Raw genomic sequence first — 16656 nt, forward strand, 5'->3', positions numbered from 1 at the left:
GCGGGGTATGATGGACGTCACGTTCCAGCTGGAAGGCGAGGGCGGCAAACGAGCGGCCCATCGTGAGCGCGTGAAGGGCCTCGTGGCCCGCCTTGACGATGAGAATACGGTGTATGTCGTCCATGACGTCAGCGCCTCGGGCGTGGCCCTGGTCGACGCCGAAGGACGGCTTGTTGCCGGACGCGTCTGCCGTCTGGCCCTGGGCATCGGCCCACGGGAACTCATTGCCGGACTGCCGGCCACGGTGGTTCGCCGGGCCGACGCCGGCCTTGTCGGACTGGCCTTTGGCGCGCTCGGTTTGCGGCAGGAAGCCTGGCTCGACAAGCTGATCCTGGAGATTCAAAAGCGGCGCATCGATTTGCGCAGATCGCGCGAGGACGCCGAAAACCCTGAGGATAAAAAGACCGATCGTGTCGACGAAAAAACATAAAGTCCTGGTGGCCAACCGGGGCGAAATAGCCATTCGCATCATCCAGGCTTGCGTTTCGCTCGGCCTGGATTTTGTTTGCGTCTACACCCGGGCCGACGAAGCCTCGGGCCATCTGGCCCTGGCCCGGTCGCTCGGCGGCCCTGACGCGGCCTACCGCGTCAGCTCCTACCATGACGCCAATGAAATTCTGGCCGTGGCCGACCACGCCGGAGCAACCGCCATCCATCCCGGCTACGGCTTTTTCGCCGAGGATTTCCGCTTTGCCCGTCGGGTGGCCGAACGCAAGCGCAGCCTGATCTTTATCGGACCGACCTGGCGCATCATCCGGTCGCTTGGCGACAAGATCAACACCAAGCGTCTGGCCCGCAGCCTGTCCATCCCCACCGTTCCCGGTTCCGACCGGCCCGTCTACGACGAGCTGGAGGCCGAGGAGATCGCCGAAACCCTGTTCGCCTTCCAGGCCGAGCAGGGCATCAGCAATTCCGTGGTCCTGGTCAAGGCCTCGGCCGGCGGCGGCGGCATGGGCATCGAGGAAATCTACGACATCGAGCAATTCAAGACCGTGTACCGGCGCATCCGCAACTATGCCAAGCGCCAGTTCCACGACGAGGGCGTGCTGATCGAACAGCGCATCTTCGATTTCAACCACCTCGAAGTCCAGATCGTGGCCGACCGGACCGGCAAGGGCATTGTCCATTTCGGCACGCGCAACTGCACCATCCAGTCCACCGGCCGGCAAAAGCGCGTGGAAATCGCCCCGGGCTTCCGCCCCGGCGAGGTCAGCTACGCCTTTGACGCGGCCAAGGTCCTTGACGATATCGTGGGCTACTCCCTGGCCATGGCCAGAGAGACCGGCTACGACAACGTCGGCACCTGGGAGTGGATCGTCTCGCCCACGGGCCAGCCCTTCCTCATGGAAGTCAACACCCGCATCCAGGTGGAAAACGGGGTGTCGGCAGCCATTTCGCGCGTGCGCGGCCAGGGCGGCGTCAACATCATCGCCGAACAGATCCGCCTGGGTCTGGGCGATCCCATCGGCTACGACCAGTCCGACATCACTTTTGAGGGCGTTGGCATCGAGTACCGCATCATTGCCGAGGACCCGGCCAACCGGTTCACCCCCTGGGTGGGACGCATTGACCAGTTCCTGGCCCCGACCCTGCCCTATGCCTCCCTGCACACCCACATCCCCATGGACGCGCCCTACGAGATTCCCACCGAATACGATCCCAACCTCGCCCTGGCCATTGTCTGGGGCAAGGACTTGGCCGAGGCCAAGAAACGGGGCGTGGAGTATCTTGACGAGCTGACCTTGTCCGGGGCTGACGGCACGGGAACGGAACTCAAGTCCAACGTCCGTTTCCTGCGGGAAAAAACCGCCACGATCCTGCAATTTTAACGTCCGCTGCCTCCAACGCGGGCGTTTTCGGGAAGACGCATTATGGAAATTGAAAAGCGTGTGGTCGAACTGACCGATCGCCTGAACTATATCAAGGACATCTTCGGCGGCCGGGAAAACGCCAATATCGCGTTGATGCAGGCGCGGCTCGACGAGTTCTCCGGCCGCGAGGGCGCGGCCTCCCCGGGCGAAAAGGCGCAGATGGTCCGGCAGATCGAGGATCTTTTCGAGTTTTTGGAAAAGAAACTCGACGAAGAACTCGTGCCCATGGATATGGTCCGCATCGTGCGCCACCCGGCCCGGGTGTCGCTCAAAGACATCCTGGAAAACGTCTACGACAACTACACCGAGATCGGCGGCCAGGACGAATACTCCATCGATCCGAGCATGCTCATCGCCCGGGCCTACATCACCCGCCGCCAGGGCGACAAGGTGGTCAACCAGCCGGTCATGGTCATCGGCCAGGAAAAGGGCCACGGCCAGGAATTTCGCAACGGCGGTTCGGTCAAGCCCTGGGGCAATGCCAAGGCCCTGCAATACATGAAGGTGGCCGAGACCGAGCGCATCCCGATCCACACCTATGTCTTTACCCCCGGCGCGTTCCCGGTGGAGGACTATCCCGGCGCGGCCCAGCAGATCGCCCGCAATCTCTATGAGATGGGCGGCCTTCGGGTGCCGGTGGTGTCGGTCATTTCCGAGGGCGGCTCCGGCGGGGCCGAGGCCATCGGCCTGTCCGACGTGCGCATGATGCTCTCGCGCGGCTATTATTCCGTCATCTCCCCCGAGGGCGCGGCCGCCATCGAGTCCGGCATCCGCCAGGGCCAGCGCGTGGTCCCGGAACTCATTGCCGAGTGCGCCAAACGGCTCAACATCACCGCTGCCGACAACCTGCGCATGGGCTATATCGACAAGGTCCTCGAAGAGCCGGCCCTGGGCGCGCGGCCGCATCACTACGATTTCTTCAAGACCCTGCGCCAGGAAGTCATCCAGGCCACGGATCAGGTGTTCCTCGGCATCGCCGGCTTCAAGCTATTTCGGGCCTTGGTGGCCTCGCGGCGCAAGGGCAACGACGCCGACAACATGTTCGTGCGCTGGACCCTTGACGATGCCGCTGCCGACCGCCTCGTCTGGAAACGCTACTGCAAATACCGCCGCATGGCCGAAACAGCCTTCCGCGACGGCCGGCCCTCGGGCCAGCGCATCGCCTCCCGGGCCAAAAGCCTGGCCTGGTCGGGCTATTCCTTTATCCGCTACGATTTTCTGCGCAAACACACCAAGAATCTGGCCAAGGCCGCCGGCGACCTCGAAGCCGAACTGCGCCTCGTTGCCCACAAGCTGACTGCGCCGCTGCGCAAGACCCGCGACAAGAACGCGCCCGTGGTCTGCGACCCGGAAAAAAGCCGGATGCTCACCGAACTCTCCCAGCCCGAGCAGGGCGCCTGCCTGGAGGAATTCGGCTGGAGCTACGTCAGCCCCAAGGCGGCCGAAGACCGGGCCGTCACCTGCCCCGGAGCCAAGACCTACGGTTGCCCCGACCTCTGGGCCCCGGACCTCTACGGCGACTTTGCCGGGGTGTGCGTCAATTGCGGCCACCATTTTCCCATGGAATACCAGTGGGTCATGGGCAACGTCTTTGACGCCGGGTCTATCGTTGACTACGACGCCGAAATCGAGGCCGGAAACCCGCTGGACTATCCCGGGTTCGAGGAAAAGCTCGACGCGGCCAAGAAAAAAACCGGCCTCAAATCCGGCTGCGTCTCCATCGACGCCAAGATCGAGGGCATAAAGCTCGTCTCCACCGTGCTCTATTCCGCCTTCCGGGGCGGCTCGGTCGGCGCGGCCGAAGGCGAAAAGTTCATCCGGGCTCTGGCCCGGGCGCGCCGCCGCCACTATCCCTTCCTGGCCTATGTCCACGGCACGGCCGGCATCCGAATCCAGGAAAGCCTAAACGGCCTGATCCAGATGCCGCGGGTCACCCTGGCCGTGCGGCGCTACATCGAGGCCGGCGGGCTTTACGTGGTCCTGTACGACACCAACTCCTACGCCGGCCCGGTGGCCAGCTTCCTCGGCTGCTCGCCCTACCAGTTCGCCGTGCGCTCCTCCAATATCGGCTTCGCCGGACCGGGCGTCATCCGGGAGACCACCGGCGTCGACATCCCGCCGGACTACCACCAGGCCCATAACGCCCTGGCCCGGGGCCATATCCAGGGCATCTGGGACCGCCGCGAGATTCGCAAGAATCTCAAGCAGGTGCTCCTGACCATTGGCGGCCGGAATTTGTATTATCGGTGAGCGAAGGGTGAAGGGAGAAGAGGGAAGAGGCCTCCGGCGGCCGGGGGGATGATCCCCCCGGACCCCTGCAAAGGGGAAAAGGGTTAAACGGGTGGTTTGCCCGTGAGATCCGGTCGGCCGGGAGACTGTGGCCGGTGCTGCTTGGGCTTGCCGGGAACCGCCGCTGCTCCGGCCCCCGGGGGGTGATCCCCGGCCCCCCCTTGAAAGAGTGGGGGATGCGCCGCAGGACCGCTGCGTTGCGAACGCAGCGCTCGCTGTTCTCCCGCCCCTGCCGGGACAATCCGGCCACCGGCCGGAAAGGCACATCCGATTTGGCTTGCGACGCACTCCGCCGCATTGTAAAGAGCCGTAAATTGCCAATGTCGCGCCGCCAGCGGCCGACGGGGGATGCTACTTGTGATCGACGTCAAAGCCCTGCTTGAAAATATCAAGGCCGCGCCCTACGAGGAAATCGTGGTGGCCGCTCCCCATACCGGCGTGGCCACCTTCGCCGGCATCGAAGTCGGTTCCCATGTGACCGGCATCACCGGCGTCTACGGCGAAAAGCCGGGCACGCTGTTGGCCAAACTGACCCGGGAAAACAACGACAAGCCGCTTTTCGCCAACGCCAAGGGCATCGTCGGGGTCGTCAACCGCGAATATGAAGGCCGCTTCGTCGAGGCCGGCACGCCGCTGGTGGTCATCCGCCACTACCTGTCCAAAGACGAGGTCATCGCCAATATCCTGCAAAAGGTGCTCTATCTCTTCTGCGCCCCGGAGCGGGCCAAGTACTATTTTATTCCGAGCATCGACAAAAAGGTCAAGGCGTCGGGGCCGCGTTCGGTCACGGTCAAGCCCGGCCTGGAACTCTTTATCGTTTCGCGCATGAAGCGGGAAAAACCGCTGCTCTACGAAGGTCCCGAAGGCATCATCTATGCCGTCTACTTCCAGCACGACCAGAACGTGGACCAGGGCGCGCCCCTTGTGGGCGTGTGTCCGGCCGACCAGACCGACCTTATCCAGGACGTGGTCAACAGGGTTCGCACGGACTGGGAGGAAAAGGAGTAGTTCATGGGCGAGTATCTGCAGATTCGCGTCATAGCCCAGACCTTTGACGCCGAGGCGGCCGAGAAGCGCTACCCCAAACTGTATGCCCTGGCCTGGCCGGTGGAGGCCACCCCGGCCGACAGCCATCGCGGGCTGATCGAATTGGCCGCGACGCTTGACGACAAGGTGCGCCTGGGCGATCTGCCGGCCCCTGAGCGTCAGGCGCTGGCCCCGGCCCTGGACAAGGTCACGGCGGCCAAGGCCGCCCTGGAAGGGGCGCTTGGCGAGCGCGACGCCAAGGCTGCCGACCAGGCCTCGTACCAACTCGAAGACGCCCTGGCCGAGCTGGAAAAGCTCGCGCCGCGTCCCTAATATTCGCCACGCCACAAGGAGGCCCCATGGCCGGCAGCATCAATAAAGTCATTCTCGTCGGACGCCTCGGGCAGGACCCCAAACTGACCTATCTGCCTTCGGGCCAGCCGGTGGCCGAGTTCTCCGTGGCCACCGACGAATCCTACAAGGACCGCGAAGGCAACAAGGTGGACCGGGTGGAATGGCACCGGGTCAAGGTGTTCGGCCGTTCGGCGGAATTTTGTAATAATTATCTGGCCAAGGGCCGTCTGGTCTATATCGAGGGCGCGATCCGCACCCGTAGTTGGGACGACCAGCAGGGCCAGAAGCGTTACATCACCGAGGTGGTGGTGACCGCCCCCGGCCACACGGTCCAGGGCCTGGATTCGCGCAGCGGCCAGACCGCCGACGCCCCCATGGGCGACGAAGGCTTTGCGCCCCAGCAGCCGCCCCGGCGTCCCGGTCCGGCGGCCGGCGGCCAGGGTGGGCCGCAAGGCGGCGGGTATGGCGGCGGAGCCCCCCGGCAGCAGGGCGGGGCACCCCGACCGCAGCATGGTGGCGGACAGTCCCGCCCCGACGAGGACCTCGGACCGGCCTTTCCCTCCGAAGCCTCGGGCATGGACGACGTGCCGTTCTAAGGCTTTTCCGGGTGCCTCCCCTGCCAGGGCAGGGGAGGCCGGCAAATGGAGCCGGTGCGACTGCCGCTTTTGGGCTGGTCGCACCGGCTCTGTTGCGTTGGAAGGCGTTTAGGCGGCGAAGCCGCCGTCGATGGCCAGGGCTGTGCCGGTGATGTAGGCCGCCCCCGGACCGGCCAGGAAGGCGATGCCGGCGGCGATGTCCTCGGGGCTGGCGAAGCGGCCAAGGGCCGTGTTGGCCTTGAGCACGGCGGCAAAGTCGCCGGAATCGGGGCTCATGTCCGTGGCCGTGGGGCCGGGCTGGACCACGTTGACGGTGATGCCGCGCGGGCCCAGGTCATGGGCAGCGCCTTTGGCGTAGCCGGCCACGGCCGCCTTGGTGGCGACGTAATCGGCCAACCCGGGAAAGGCGGCCCGGGAGGCCACGCACGAGCCCACGATGATGATGCGCCCGCCGTCGGCCATGACCGGGACGGCGGCTCGCATGGCCGTGGTCACGCCGCCGATGTTGACGGCGTACTGTCGGGCCAGGGCGTCGGGGTCCACGCTGGGATCATCCAGGCGGCCCGGCGTCAGAACCCCGGCGTTGTTGACCAGGATGTCCAGGCGGCCGAAGTGGGCGACCACGTCGGCGATCAACCCCCGGACCTGGGCCGGGGCGGCTTGGTCGGCCTTGAAGGCTGCGGCCCGGACCCCGAGAGCGGTCAACTCCTTGACCACGGCTTCGGCCTTTTCGGCCGAGGCTGCGTAGCTCACTGCCACATCCGCGCCTTTATCCGCGAGCGCCCGGGCCGTGGCTGCGCCGATGCCGCGCGACCCGCCGGTGACCAGGGCGACTTTTCCAGTCAGTTCCTTTTGCATACGACAACTCCTGTATGCGGTTTCCAAACTTCTCCCATAGGTATGGCCGGGAGACAGTCTGTCAAACCGCAGCCGGGGCATTGCCCGCTAGCGCCGCAAGAGCCGCAGCCCATTGGCAATGACCAGCAGGCTGGTGCCCATGTCGGCAAAGACGGCCAAAAGCATGGAGCCATAGCCGAGGAAGGTCAGGGCCAGCACGACTCCCTTCAGGCCAAGGGCCAGGGCGATATTTTGCTTAAGCGTCGCAACGGTCGCCCGGGAGAGCCGGATAAAGGCCGCGATCTTGCGCAGGTCGTCGTCCATGATGGCCACGTCGGCCGTTTCGATGGCCGCGTCCGTGCCGGCCGCGCCCATGGCAAAGCCGATGTCGGCCCGGGCCAGAGCCGGGGCGTCGTTGATGCCGTCCCCGACCATGCCGATCAGGGCCGCGCCGCCGGCCTGGGCCGCCTGGGCTGCCAGGGCATCCACGGCTGCGGCCTTGTCCTCGGGCAACTGGTCGCCCTTGGCCGCGTCGATGCCGACGGCCTGGGCAATGGCTGCGGCCGTGTGGGCGTTGTCCCCGGAGAGCATGACGGTTTTGACCCCAAGGGCGTGCAGTTCGGCCACGGCCTCGCGGCTGTGCGGGCGCAGGGCGTCGGCAGCGGCAAAAAGGGTCAGGACGCCGGTGGCGTCGGCCAGGAGCACGGCTGTCTTGCCGGCGCCCTCCAGGGCGTCCAGCCGGGCTTCGATGGCCGGCGAACACAGGCCGAGTTCTTCAATGAGCCGGTGGTTGCCCAGGTGGTAGGGCGTGGCCTCAACCATGGCCCGCACGCCGCGTCCGGGCAGGGCGGTGAAGTCGGTAACGGGCAGCAGGGCCACGCCGTCCTCGCGTCCGGCCCGGGCCACGGCCTTGGACACGGGATGATCCGACCGGGCGGCCAGACTGACGGCAATCGACCGGTTGACGCCAGGGTCGCCGGCCAGATTCTCAACATCCGTAGCCACCGGCCGGCCGGTGGTGATGGTGCCGGTCTTGTCTAAGACAAGCGTGCCGATGGCGTGCCCCTGTTCGAGAAACAGGCCGCCCTTGATCAGGATGCCGCGCCGGGCCGCCGCGGCCAGACCGCTGACCACCGACACCGGGGTGGAAATGACCAGGGCGCAGGGGCAGGCGATGACCAGGATGACCAGCGCCTTGTAGATCCACTCGGCAAAGGATGCGCCAAGGACCAGCGGCGGCAGCACGGCCACGGCCACGGCGGCCGTAAAAACCGAGGGCGTGTAGAGAGCGGCGAAGCGGTCCACGAACCGCTGGGTGCGGGCCTGTTTGCCCGGCGAGGCCACAACCGCCCGGGTGATGCGGGCCAGGGTGGAATCGGTGGCCAGGGCCGTGGTCTGGTAGTGCAGTTCGCCTTCCTGGTTGACGCTGCCGGCAAAGAGCGGATCGCCCGGAGCCTTTTCCACGGGCAGGCTCTCGCCGGTGATGGCCGACTGGTCCAGCGACGACCGGCCGGCCGTGACCATGCCGTCCAGGGCCACGCGCTCACCGGGCCTCAGGCGCACGGTGGTCCCGACGGGCACGGCGTCGGCCGGGACCACGGCAAAGCTGCCGTCCGTCCGGCCCACGGTCGCTTCCTGGGGGGCCAGGGCCAACAGGGCGGTGACCGCGTTTTTGGCCCGGGTCAGCGAGGCGGATTCGAGCTTCTCGGCCACGGCAAAAAGGGTCATGACCATGGCCGCCTCGGGGAACTGCCCCAGGAACAGTGCGCCGGTTGCAGCCACGCTCATGAGCGCATTGATGTTGAGGTCGCGGTGGCGCAGGGCAATAAGCCCCTTTTTGTAGATGGGCAGGCCGCTTAAAGCGATGGCCAGCAGGGCGCATCCAGCCGGCAGCCAGGGTGTCCCCAGCCCGAACCATTCCAATAATTCCGAGGCCACAGACAGGACCAGGGCCACGGCCAGGGTGGGGGAGAGCCAGGACGTCGCCGCCCCGGCGCGGGTGGCCCCCGCCGTCCCCGGGACCACCGGCACGGCGGTCATGCCGAGATCGGCTATGGCCAAAACGATGGGCCCGGGGTCTGGCAGATCGTGGCAGACAGTCAGTTCCCGGCCAAGCAGGTTAAAGGCCAGTCCCTTGACCCCGGGCATGGGCTCCAGGGCCTTTCGGAGCATGCGTTCTTCGGTTGGGCAGTCCATGGCTTCGATGCGGTAGGTGTCGGTATGGGCGGCCTGGGGCAGCTCGGCGGACGTTGTCCCGGCGGTCGGCGCGGCGCAGGAGCCACCGCAACAACAGGGAAACGGATTGACCGCCTCAAGGCGACCCAGGACCGACGGCCCGGCAGCCGGGGCATGATCCTGGCCGTGGCTGGAACCAGGCCCCGGGCTGTGATCGTGGGCACGGTCGTGGCTGTGGATATGGCTCTGGGGCTGGTCATGGCCGGGGCCATGGTCGTGGTCGTTATGGGGCATGGACATCCTCCTTGCTACTTCGACTCCGATGAGACACCTTGGAGCTGGTACAGGGTCAAGGGATATTTTCAAGGAGGCGTCCATGCGTATCGGCGAATTGGCCAAACGGTCGGATTGTCTGCCCGAGACGGTGCGGTATTATGAGCGCGAGGGCCTGCTCCCCAAGCCGGACCGGTCGGAAGGCAACTACCGGCTCTATGCCGAGGGGCATCTGTCCCGGCTGCTTTTCATCCGCAACTGCCGGGCCTTGGAGATGAGTCTGGGGGAAATCCGGGCGCTTTTGGCCATAAAGGACGGGGCCGGGGCGGATTGCCGGGAGGTGTGCGCCCTGCTCGAGGCCCATATCGGCCATGTGACCGAGCGGCTGACGCGTCTGGCCGATCTTCGGGAGCAGCTTGTCGGGCTGCGGGACCGGTGCGGCGGGGTGACGCCGGTTGCCAGCTGCGGCATCCTGCAGGGCCTGACCGAGCCTGTGCCCGGGGGGCGTGTTGACGCCAGCCCGGCCGAAGGCCACGTCTGTCTGGGGGATAGCGGCAGCTTGTGCGGCCGGGGGCGCTGAGGTCCGGGCGTGCGGCCAAAACCCTGGTTCGCCGTCCAGGCGTCGGCCATAAAAAAAGGCGGGACCAGTTGGTCCCGCCCGGAAAAAACCAATGCGGCTGCGGAAGGGACGTTACTCGCCCAGGGCCTTTTTCACGGCCACGAGCACCGCTTCCGGCTCAAAGGGTTTGCGGATGGCGGCAACCGCCTTGCGGATGGATTGGTCATGGCCGTCCAGTCCGCTGATGACGATGACCGGAATGTCCTTGAATTCTTCTTTCTGCGAATACTTGCGGTAAAAGCGCGGCCCCCACTCGTTGGGCATTTCCAGGTCCAGGGTGATGCAGTCCGGGCGTTCTTTTTCCAGGACTTTGAGCGCGACTTCGCCGTCGGACGCGCTGCAGGTGTCGTAGCCGTTGTCGGAAAAAAGGGTCGTCAGATACGCGATGATCTGCGGATCATCGTCGACCACCATGATTTTCTTCGCCATACCCGCCTCCTTGTGGAATTGGCCCGGAGGATGGCTTCGTCCCGGGCGTGCCGTATCGCATCCTGTTGGTATCTACCGCGAATCACGTCTGTTGCCAACCGTGAATTGCACCGATCCCCCAATCCAGGCCTGACGCCGTTTTTAGACCTCGGGCGGCCCCAGGATGTCACGGAGTGCGGCCAGAAGGGCCAGCCGGTCGATGGGTTTGTCAAAGACTGCCCGAGCGCCGGGAATGACATATTTGAGGCCAGGATGGCCGGTGATGACCACAATGGGGATGTCGCGGCCGGATTTCTCCAGGGCACGGTTGAATTTGGGACCGGTCATATCCGGCATCTCCAGATCCAACGTGATGGCGTCCGGGCGTTCGGATTCAATAGCGGCCAGGGCCAGCCTGCCGTTTCGGGCGGAGATGGTGTCGTAGCCTTCGTCGGAAAATACGTCTTCCAGGTAGGCGACAATATCCGGATCGTCGTCCACGATCAGGATTTTCTGAGCCATGATGGGGGCCTCCGGCGGCGTTGGTGTGCCTTGCCGTTATGGAACGGATTGCCGGCGGCAGGCAAGGAAAAAACGTCGGCGTCGGCAGGGGAATGCCTCAGGTGCGTGTGACTCCGGGCTCCTGCCAGACCGGCAGGCGGATGGTGAACATCGCGCCGCCTTCGGGACCAGGGGCGGCCACAATGTCGCCGCCGTAATCCTTGATGATTCCGTAGCTGATGGACAGCCCCAGGCCGGTTCCCTTGCCCACTTCCTTGGTGGTGAAAAACGGCTCGAAGATGCGTCCGAGCACCTCCGGGGGGATGCCGGCCCCGTTGTCGGCGATGCTCGCGGTCACGAATTGCCGCTCCCCGATCGTTTCGACGCCGGCCGTGATGGCGATGCGCTTTTCACCCGGCCGGCTGGCGGAGCCGTAGTGCTCGTCCACGGCGTCGCGGGCGTTAAGGAGCAGATTCATAAACACCTGTTCCAGCGGGTTGGCCTGGGCGGCAACCGTGGGCAGGCCTTCGGGAATGTCGAAGGCGACCTCGATGTTGCGTACCTTGAGCTGCTGGGAAAAAAGCTCGAACGTGCGGTGCAGGACCGTCCCCATGTCCACGGCGGTCAGGTTGCGGTCGGCTTTGCGGCCAAATTCCCGCATGTGGTTGATGATGCCGGTGGCCCGGGCGATGTGGCGGCTGATCCCCTCGGCCATTTCGGTGAGCGTGGCCTGATCCACGCACTGGCCCTTGCGCACCTTGCGCACCAGCAGATCGGAAATCGTCTGGATGACGGTCATGGGCTGGTTGAGTTCGTGGGCCACGCTGGTGGACATTTCGCCAAGGGTCGCCATCTTGCTGGCCTGGATGAGCTGCTGTTCGGTCTCCAGGCGGTTGGTGATGTCGGTGACCGAGGCCAGATAGACCTGGCTGCCGGGAAAGGCGGCGGTGGAGACGCGCAGCGCGGCAAAGAAATGCTGGCCGTTCTTGCGGCGGTGGCGCGCCCGGTCGATGGGGCGTTCGGCCCGGATGGCCGCCTCAAAGGGGGCAAGGTCGGGTTCGTCGAAAAGGGCCAGAAACGACGTGCCGAGCAGTTCTCCCGGTTCGTAGCCGTACAGCGCCTGGGGCCGGGTGTTGCATTCGAGGATGGTCAGGTCGTCCAGGCTCAGCACGAAAAGGGCGGTGGGGATGCAGCTGAAGATGGCTTGGTATTTCTTGCGCGAGCGTTCCAGTTCCTCTTCCAGGAACTTGCTTTGGGAAATGTCCAGGCTGATTTCCATGACCGAGGTGACCTTGCCGGACTCGTCGGTCATGGGCGAGGTGCTGACGAACAAGGTCCGTTTGCAGCCGTCGCGGTCGAGGGTGATCTCTTCGGTGGAATGGGGCAGGCCGTCCTCAAAGGTGCGGATGACCGGGCAATTGTCGCACGGCTCCTCGCGGCCCTTGTAGGCCTTGTAGCAATACTGGCCGGGATGGACGTGAAACTCGTCGGCAAAGGCCTGATTGTAGCTGAGAAGACGCAGGTTGCTGTCCTGCACCGTGATGGTGCAGGGCACGTGTTCGAAAAGATCCTGGTAGCGGTTTTTCTGGCGCACCAGCTCGGCCTGTTTGGAGAGGACCTCCCGGCCCATGCTGTCGATGGCCCGGCCCAGCTCGCCCAGCTCGTCGGCCTGGCGGATGTCCACCCCCCGGAAGGTGCGCCCGGCCGCAATGGTCCGGGTGGCCTGGATCATGGCCCGCACGGGGCGGTTGACCAGCAGGTGGGTAAACAGAAACAACACCAGGAAGGTGCCGCCGGCCACGGCCAGGGCAGCCAGGAAGTTGCGTTCGGTGTAGTTGGCCAGGGTGGCCTCGTTGGCGGCCTGGGACACGGTGATGTCGAGCAGCCCGAGAATTTTCTTGTCGGCCGGGTGGACGTGGCAGGCGTCGTTGACGCAGGCCGGTTCGTTCTCGATGGGTCGCAGAATGCCGATGCAGGGCTGGCCGGATTCATCGGTAAAAAAACGGGTGCGTTCGCGCAGGGCCAGATGGACCTGGGGCGGGGCCGTGCGGTGGCAGACGTAGCAGCCCTCTTCCTTGATGTCGGTGAGCTCGTCGATCTCCGAGATCAGGTTGGAATACTTGATCTGGCCCTTTTTATTGTAGACGCGGATGGACAGGATGCCCTGCTGGGTGCCGATGCTTTTGATGATTTCCCGGATGGTGTCCGGGGCATAGGTCAGCATGGCGTAGTGCAGGCCAAGATTGATGGTGTTTCCCAGCCGGTTCATGTCCGACATGGTGGCTTCGGTGGTCAGGGTCTTCATGGCGTTGATGTTGAGCGACGACCACAGAAAAAAGAAAAACATCAAGGCCACGCCGGAGACGATGGCCAGCTTGGTAATGAGCGAACAGCGGATGGTGCGCAACAGGCGCGGCAGGGCCTGGGCCAGATCGGCCAGCCCCAGGGGCAGGAAACGGGGCCTCATGGCGCAACCCTCCTTGTCCTTCAGACGGCCGAGGGGCGGCGTCCACCCCGGTATGGACCGGCCCGGGCGGGTCCGGCCTTGGGACGCCGGACGTCAGCCGGCGGCCACGATCACGGAAAAGGCGCTGGCCCCGGCCCAGACGCCGTCGCCTTGGCCCAGATGCATGTCGCGCAAGGCATCCAGTCCCACCGTGGCGGAAAGCTTGGTGCCGTCGGTCAGGACCACCACCACTTCAGCCGCGTCCCCCCCCTGAGTCACCCGTTCCACCACCCCGCGAAAGCGGTTTTCCGCCCCGGTTGCATCTTCGGCCGGCGCGGCGTCCAGGGTCACCCACGGGGCCTTGATCCGGGCCGTGGCCAGTCCCCCCTCCCGCAGGCCGAGACTCTCCAGACTTTTGGTGGAGATGATGGCGGTCAGCAGATGGCCGCCCAGGGTGCGCACGGTCAGGCGCGACTGGATCTCGCCGATCTCGACCGTGGCCACTTTGCCGAAAAAGGTGTTGTGCACCCCGGCCGAGCGCCGGTTCTCCCGGTCCAGAAAATGCTTCTCCATCCGTTTTTGTTCTTCCTCGGGCAGATCGAGGAAGGCGGCGGTGGAGTTGGCGGTCAGATGCCCCAGAATGCGCTGGACAACGGTGAGCGGCACGCCGTTGTGCAGCAGTTCCACGGCCCTGGAACGGCGCAGGGTGTTGGGGTTGGCCAGATGCTTGGGGATGCCGGCCTCACTGGCCCGGTCATAGATGACCCGGCGCATGTAGCCTTGGTCGAGATGGAAAATACCCCCGCGGTGGGGGGTGTAATCCGGGTCGCGCAACAGCTGCTTGAGTTCGGCGTGCAGCTCGCCCGGCAGATAGACCTCGCGCCGGGGTTTGGCGTCCTCGCCCTTGCCGCCGCCAAGGAGCACCTTGCGGTAAGCCAGGACGAAGTCGGTCCGGTCATCGATGGCCAGGATTTCTCCGAGTTTGGCCCCGGTTGCACGCAACAGTAAAAAGACCAGTCTGGCTCGGTTTCGGGAGACGACCGAACGTTTGCCTTTGGCCTTGGACACCCAGGCGGTGAAGGCGGCGTCGAGGCGCTGCATCTGTTCGGCCGAGAGGAAATTCGGCTCGTGCGGCTCGGCCGGGGCCACGGAGGAGTCATCGTGCATGGGCTGTCCCATATCATCCAGGATATGCTCAAGGTCAATGCCGCTCAACGGGGCCTCCGGGTTTCGTTTATCACGAAATGAAAAAAGAAGGTGACAATTTTCACAAAAGCGGTTAGTTTTATTGTCACGCAAGTTTTGCAACTCGTGACAAGTTTGGCTGACACTGTCAAGAGACAGTTTCTGCCAAAGCTGCCTGCGGGTTGTGTTGGGCAGGAACTCACGCGACCACGGACCAAGGGAGGTGCGCGGGCAGGAGCACGACGTCTATTGCCAACCGGGGAAGGGCGAACGCAACACGTAAGCAGAGGGTCGAAGAAGGTATGAAAAACGGAAAACGGCGCATGAGACAGCTGCTGGCCGTCCTGGCCATTTGTGGCGTGGGCGGTTTGTCCGCCTTGCCGGCCAGCCGGGCAATGGCCAGCCAGCCAGGTAGCGACAAACAGCGGGCCGACATCGTCACCATTGACGGAATGCAGGCCTATGGTTCCCTGTCGCAGCCCAAGGTGGTCTTTCTCCACGACAAGCACACCACAGCGTTGGGCAAACAAAAAGATTTTTACAAGAAAGAATGCGGCACCTGCCACACGTCCGACAAGGACGGCGTGATGCAGCTGGGCTTCAAGCGCGACGGTGCGCCTGTGTCCGGCGAAAAGCTGCGCGACGTCTATCACAATGGCTGCATCAGCTGCCACAAGGACATGGCGGCCGCCGGACAGAAGACCGGCCCCACCGATGTCCAGTGCAAAGGCTGCCACAACGCCACGCCGGATGTCGCTTCCAACTGGCAGCCCATCACCGTGGACAAGCGCCTGCACTACCGGCACGCCGCCACTCAGGAAAAAGCCGAGAACAAATGCGGCTCCTGCCACCACATTTACAGCGAAAAGGCCGGCAAGACCATTGCCGCCCCCAAGCCGGAAGACGTCCCCGGGTCCTGCTCCTACTGTCACGGCGAGACCACGACCGTGGACGCCAAGCGTCAGCCCAAGGAGATCCGCTCCCTGCGTCTGGCCGCTCACGGCGAGTGCGTGACCTGCCACAAGGCCACGGCCGCTGCCGGCAAGGATGTGGCCACCGGTCCGGTCACCTGCGCCGGCTGCCATGGCCCGCTGGACCAGAAGGCCATTGCCGAAACGTCGCTTAAAAAGGTTCCCCAGGGAGCCGATCTGCGCATCAAGCGCGGCCAGCCCGATCTGGTCATGGTGCGTCCGGCCGTGGCCGAAGCGCCCCTGATCGTTGACGGCAAGCCGGTCAAGCCCTACGCCGGCATGCCGGCCGTGCCTTTTGACCACAAGTCCCACGAAGCCCAAAACGAGACCTGCGTTTCCTGCCACCATGCCTCCCTGACGTCCTGCGCGGCCAAGTGCCACACGCCGGCCGGCAATAAGGACGGCGGCTTCGTCACCCTGGAAGCGTCCATGCACAAGGTCGGCGCCTCCCAGAGCTGCGCCGGCTGCCACGCCGTCCTCCAGAAGAAGCCCGAGTGCGCCGGCTGCCACGACTCCCGCGTCAAGGGCGTTGGCGACGTTGCCCAGTGCGGGTCCTGCCACGTCAAGCCCGAAGGCGACCTCAAGGAAGCCGCGGCCGTCATGATGGCCAAGCCGGCCGCCAAGGAAACCGCCGCCGCCGAAGCCGACATGGCCAAGAAGCTCCTGGCCGGCAAACGCGACGTCACGGCCACCTTCCCGGCCGAGGACATCCCCGAGACCGTGACCATCGGGTCGCTGTCCAAGGACTACGAGCCGTCGGTCCTGCCGCACCGCAAGATCGTCCTGTCCATGCTCGCCGGCATGAAGGACAGCAAGCTGGCCGGGGCCTTCCACGCCGCCGATGCGGCCGTCTGCCAGGGCTGCCACCACAACAGCCCGGCTTCGACGACTCCGCCGCGGTGCAGCAATTGCCATCAGGCCGTCGAAACCACCACTGCTTCGGCTCGTCCGGCGCTCAAGGCCGCCTACCACACCCAGTGCATGGGCTGTCATACGTCGATGGGAATTGCCGGCAAGGTTGTGGACAAGGCTGCGGATGCCAAGCCTGTTCCTGTGGCCACGGATTGCACCGGTTGCCACAAGGACAAGAAGAAATAGGACCCAA

General features: G+C 64.9%; 14 protein-coding genes. 8 read left to right on the forward strand and 6 right to left on the reverse strand.

Going from position 1 to position 16656, the window contains the following annotated elements:
* The first annotated feature begins 7 nt into the window (after positions 1-7).
* The 6 genes from NY78_RS06360 to NY78_RS06385 all read left to right on the forward strand — a co-directional run bounded on the left by NY78_RS06360 (position 8) and on the right by NY78_RS06385 (position 6136).
* A complete protein-coding gene (locus tag NY78_RS06360; protein ID WP_231583800.1) occupies positions 8-430 on the forward strand; it encodes a PilZ domain-containing protein in 423 nt (140 codons plus the stop codon).
* On the forward strand, positions 411-1829 hold the full coding sequence (locus tag NY78_RS06365; protein WP_043633195.1) for a biotin carboxylase N-terminal domain-containing protein: 1419 nt from the start codon (positions 411-413) through the stop codon (positions 1827-1829). Before NY78_RS06360 ends, NY78_RS06365 begins: the two co-directional genes overlap by 20 nt.
* A 42-nt stretch (positions 1830-1871) precedes the next feature.
* Positions 1872-4121, forward strand: coding sequence for an acetyl-CoA carboxylase (locus tag NY78_RS06370; protein ID WP_043633197.1), 2250 nt, complete (start codon positions 1872-1874; stop codon positions 4119-4121).
* Between the two features lie 396 nt (positions 4122-4517).
* Complete coding sequence (locus tag NY78_RS06375) at positions 4518-5168, forward strand: hypothetical protein (protein ID WP_043633202.1); 651 nt, start codon at positions 4518-4520, stop codon at positions 5166-5168.
* Between the two features lie 3 nt (positions 5169-5171).
* Complete coding sequence (locus tag NY78_RS06380; RefSeq protein WP_043633205.1) at positions 5172-5519, forward strand: hypothetical protein; 348 nt, start codon at positions 5172-5174, stop codon at positions 5517-5519.
* Between the two features lie 26 nt (positions 5520-5545).
* Complete coding sequence (locus NY78_RS06385) at positions 5546-6136, forward strand: single-stranded DNA-binding protein (RefSeq protein ID WP_043633206.1); 591 nt, start codon at positions 5546-5548, stop codon at positions 6134-6136.
* 108 nt (positions 6137-6244) lie between these two features.
* On the opposite strand, the gene NY78_RS06390 is transcribed toward NY78_RS06385, so the two are convergent.
* Positions 6245-6994, reverse strand: coding sequence for an SDR family NAD(P)-dependent oxidoreductase (locus NY78_RS06390; protein ID WP_043633207.1), 750 nt, complete (start codon positions 6992-6994; stop codon positions 6245-6247).
* 87 nt (positions 6995-7081) lie between these two features.
* Entirely contained in the window at positions 7082-9442 is a 2361-nt protein-coding gene (locus tag NY78_RS06395; protein ID WP_043633208.1) for a heavy metal translocating P-type ATPase, read from the reverse strand.
* A gap of 82 nt (positions 9443-9524) precedes the next feature.
* On the opposite strand from NY78_RS06395, the gene cadR reads away from it, so the two are divergent.
* Positions 9525-10001: a Cd(II)/Pb(II)-responsive transcriptional regulator gene (gene cadR / locus NY78_RS06400; RefSeq protein WP_043633209.1), complete on the forward strand. Its 477-nt coding sequence runs from the start codon at positions 9525-9527 to the stop codon at positions 9999-10001.
* 111 nt (positions 10002-10112) lie between these two features.
* Here cadR and divK read toward each other — a convergent pair whose 3' ends face one another.
* The 4 genes from divK to NY78_RS06420 form a co-directional block, all read right to left on the reverse strand.
* The gene (gene divK / locus NY78_RS06405) at positions 10113-10469 is read right to left on the reverse strand and encodes a DVU0259 family response regulator domain-containing protein (RefSeq protein WP_043633210.1); all 357 of its coding nucleotides are present in this window, start codon (positions 10467-10469) and stop codon (positions 10113-10115) included.
* 141 nt (positions 10470-10610) lie between these two features.
* Positions 10611-10970 carry a response regulator gene (locus NY78_RS06410; protein WP_043633211.1) on the reverse strand — a complete coding sequence of 120 codons (360 nt, stop codon included), beginning with the start codon at positions 10968-10970 and terminating at the stop codon, positions 10611-10613.
* 97 nt (positions 10971-11067) lie between these two features.
* A complete protein-coding gene (locus tag NY78_RS06415; RefSeq protein ID WP_043633214.1) occupies positions 11068-13416 on the reverse strand; it encodes a PAS domain S-box protein in 2349 nt (782 codons plus the stop codon).
* A gap of 93 nt (positions 13417-13509) precedes the next feature.
* The gene (locus NY78_RS06420) at positions 13510-14610 is read right to left on the reverse strand and encodes a TOBE domain-containing protein (protein WP_043633216.1); all 1101 of its coding nucleotides are present in this window, start codon (positions 14608-14610) and stop codon (positions 13510-13512) included.
* Positions 14611-14882: 272 nt separating this feature from the next.
* On the opposite strand from NY78_RS06420, the gene hmcA reads away from it, so the two are divergent.
* Positions 14883-16649: a sulfate respiration complex hexadecaheme cytochrome HmcA gene (hmcA, locus tag NY78_RS06425; protein WP_043633219.1), complete on the forward strand. Its 1767-nt coding sequence runs from the start codon at positions 14883-14885 to the stop codon at positions 16647-16649.
* Positions 16650-16656 lie beyond the last annotated feature (7 nt).

It is taken from the genome of Desulfovibrio sp. TomC, assembly GCF_000801335.2.
In the GTDB taxonomy this organism is placed as follows: Bacteria; Desulfobacterota; Desulfovibrionia; order Desulfovibrionales; family Desulfovibrionaceae; genus Solidesulfovibrio.

What these genes read in the sequence shown, in the direction of transcription:
- NY78_RS06360 (WP_231583800.1), top strand. Translation starts at nt 8, where the DNA reads ATGATGGACGTCACGTTCCAGCTGGAAGGCGAGGGCGGCAAACGAGCG.
- NY78_RS06370 (WP_043633197.1), top strand. Translation starts at nt 1,872, where the DNA reads ATGGAAATTGAAAAGCGTGTGGTCGAACTGACCGATCGCCTGAACTAT.
- NY78_RS06380 (WP_043633205.1), top strand. Translation starts at nt 5,172, where the DNA reads ATGGGCGAGTATCTGCAGATTCGCGTCATAGCCCAGACCTTTGACGCC.
- NY78_RS06385 (WP_043633206.1), top strand. Translation starts at nt 5,546, where the DNA reads ATGGCCGGCAGCATCAATAAAGTCATTCTCGTCGGACGCCTCGGGCAG.
- NY78_RS06390 (WP_043633207.1), bottom strand. Translation starts at nt 6,994, where the DNA reads ATGCAAAAGGAACTGACTGGAAAAGTCGCCCTGGTCACCGGCGGGTCG.
- NY78_RS06395 (WP_043633208.1), bottom strand. Translation starts at nt 9,442, where the DNA reads ATGCCCCATAACGACCACGACCATGGCCCCGGCCATGACCAGCCCCAG.
- cadR (WP_043633209.1), top strand. Translation starts at nt 9,525, where the DNA reads ATGCGTATCGGCGAATTGGCCAAACGGTCGGATTGTCTGCCCGAGACG.
- divK (WP_043633210.1), bottom strand. Translation starts at nt 10,469, where the DNA reads ATGGCGAAGAAAATCATGGTGGTCGACGATGATCCGCAGATCATCGCG.
- NY78_RS06410 (WP_043633211.1), bottom strand. Translation starts at nt 10,970, where the DNA reads ATGGCTCAGAAAATCCTGATCGTGGACGACGATCCGGATATTGTCGCC.
- NY78_RS06415 (WP_043633214.1), bottom strand. Translation starts at nt 13,416, where the DNA reads ATGAGGCCCCGTTTCCTGCCCCTGGGGCTGGCCGATCTGGCCCAGGCC.
- hmcA (WP_043633219.1), top strand. Translation starts at nt 14,883, where the DNA reads ATGAAAAACGGAAAACGGCGCATGAGACAGCTGCTGGCCGTCCTGGCC.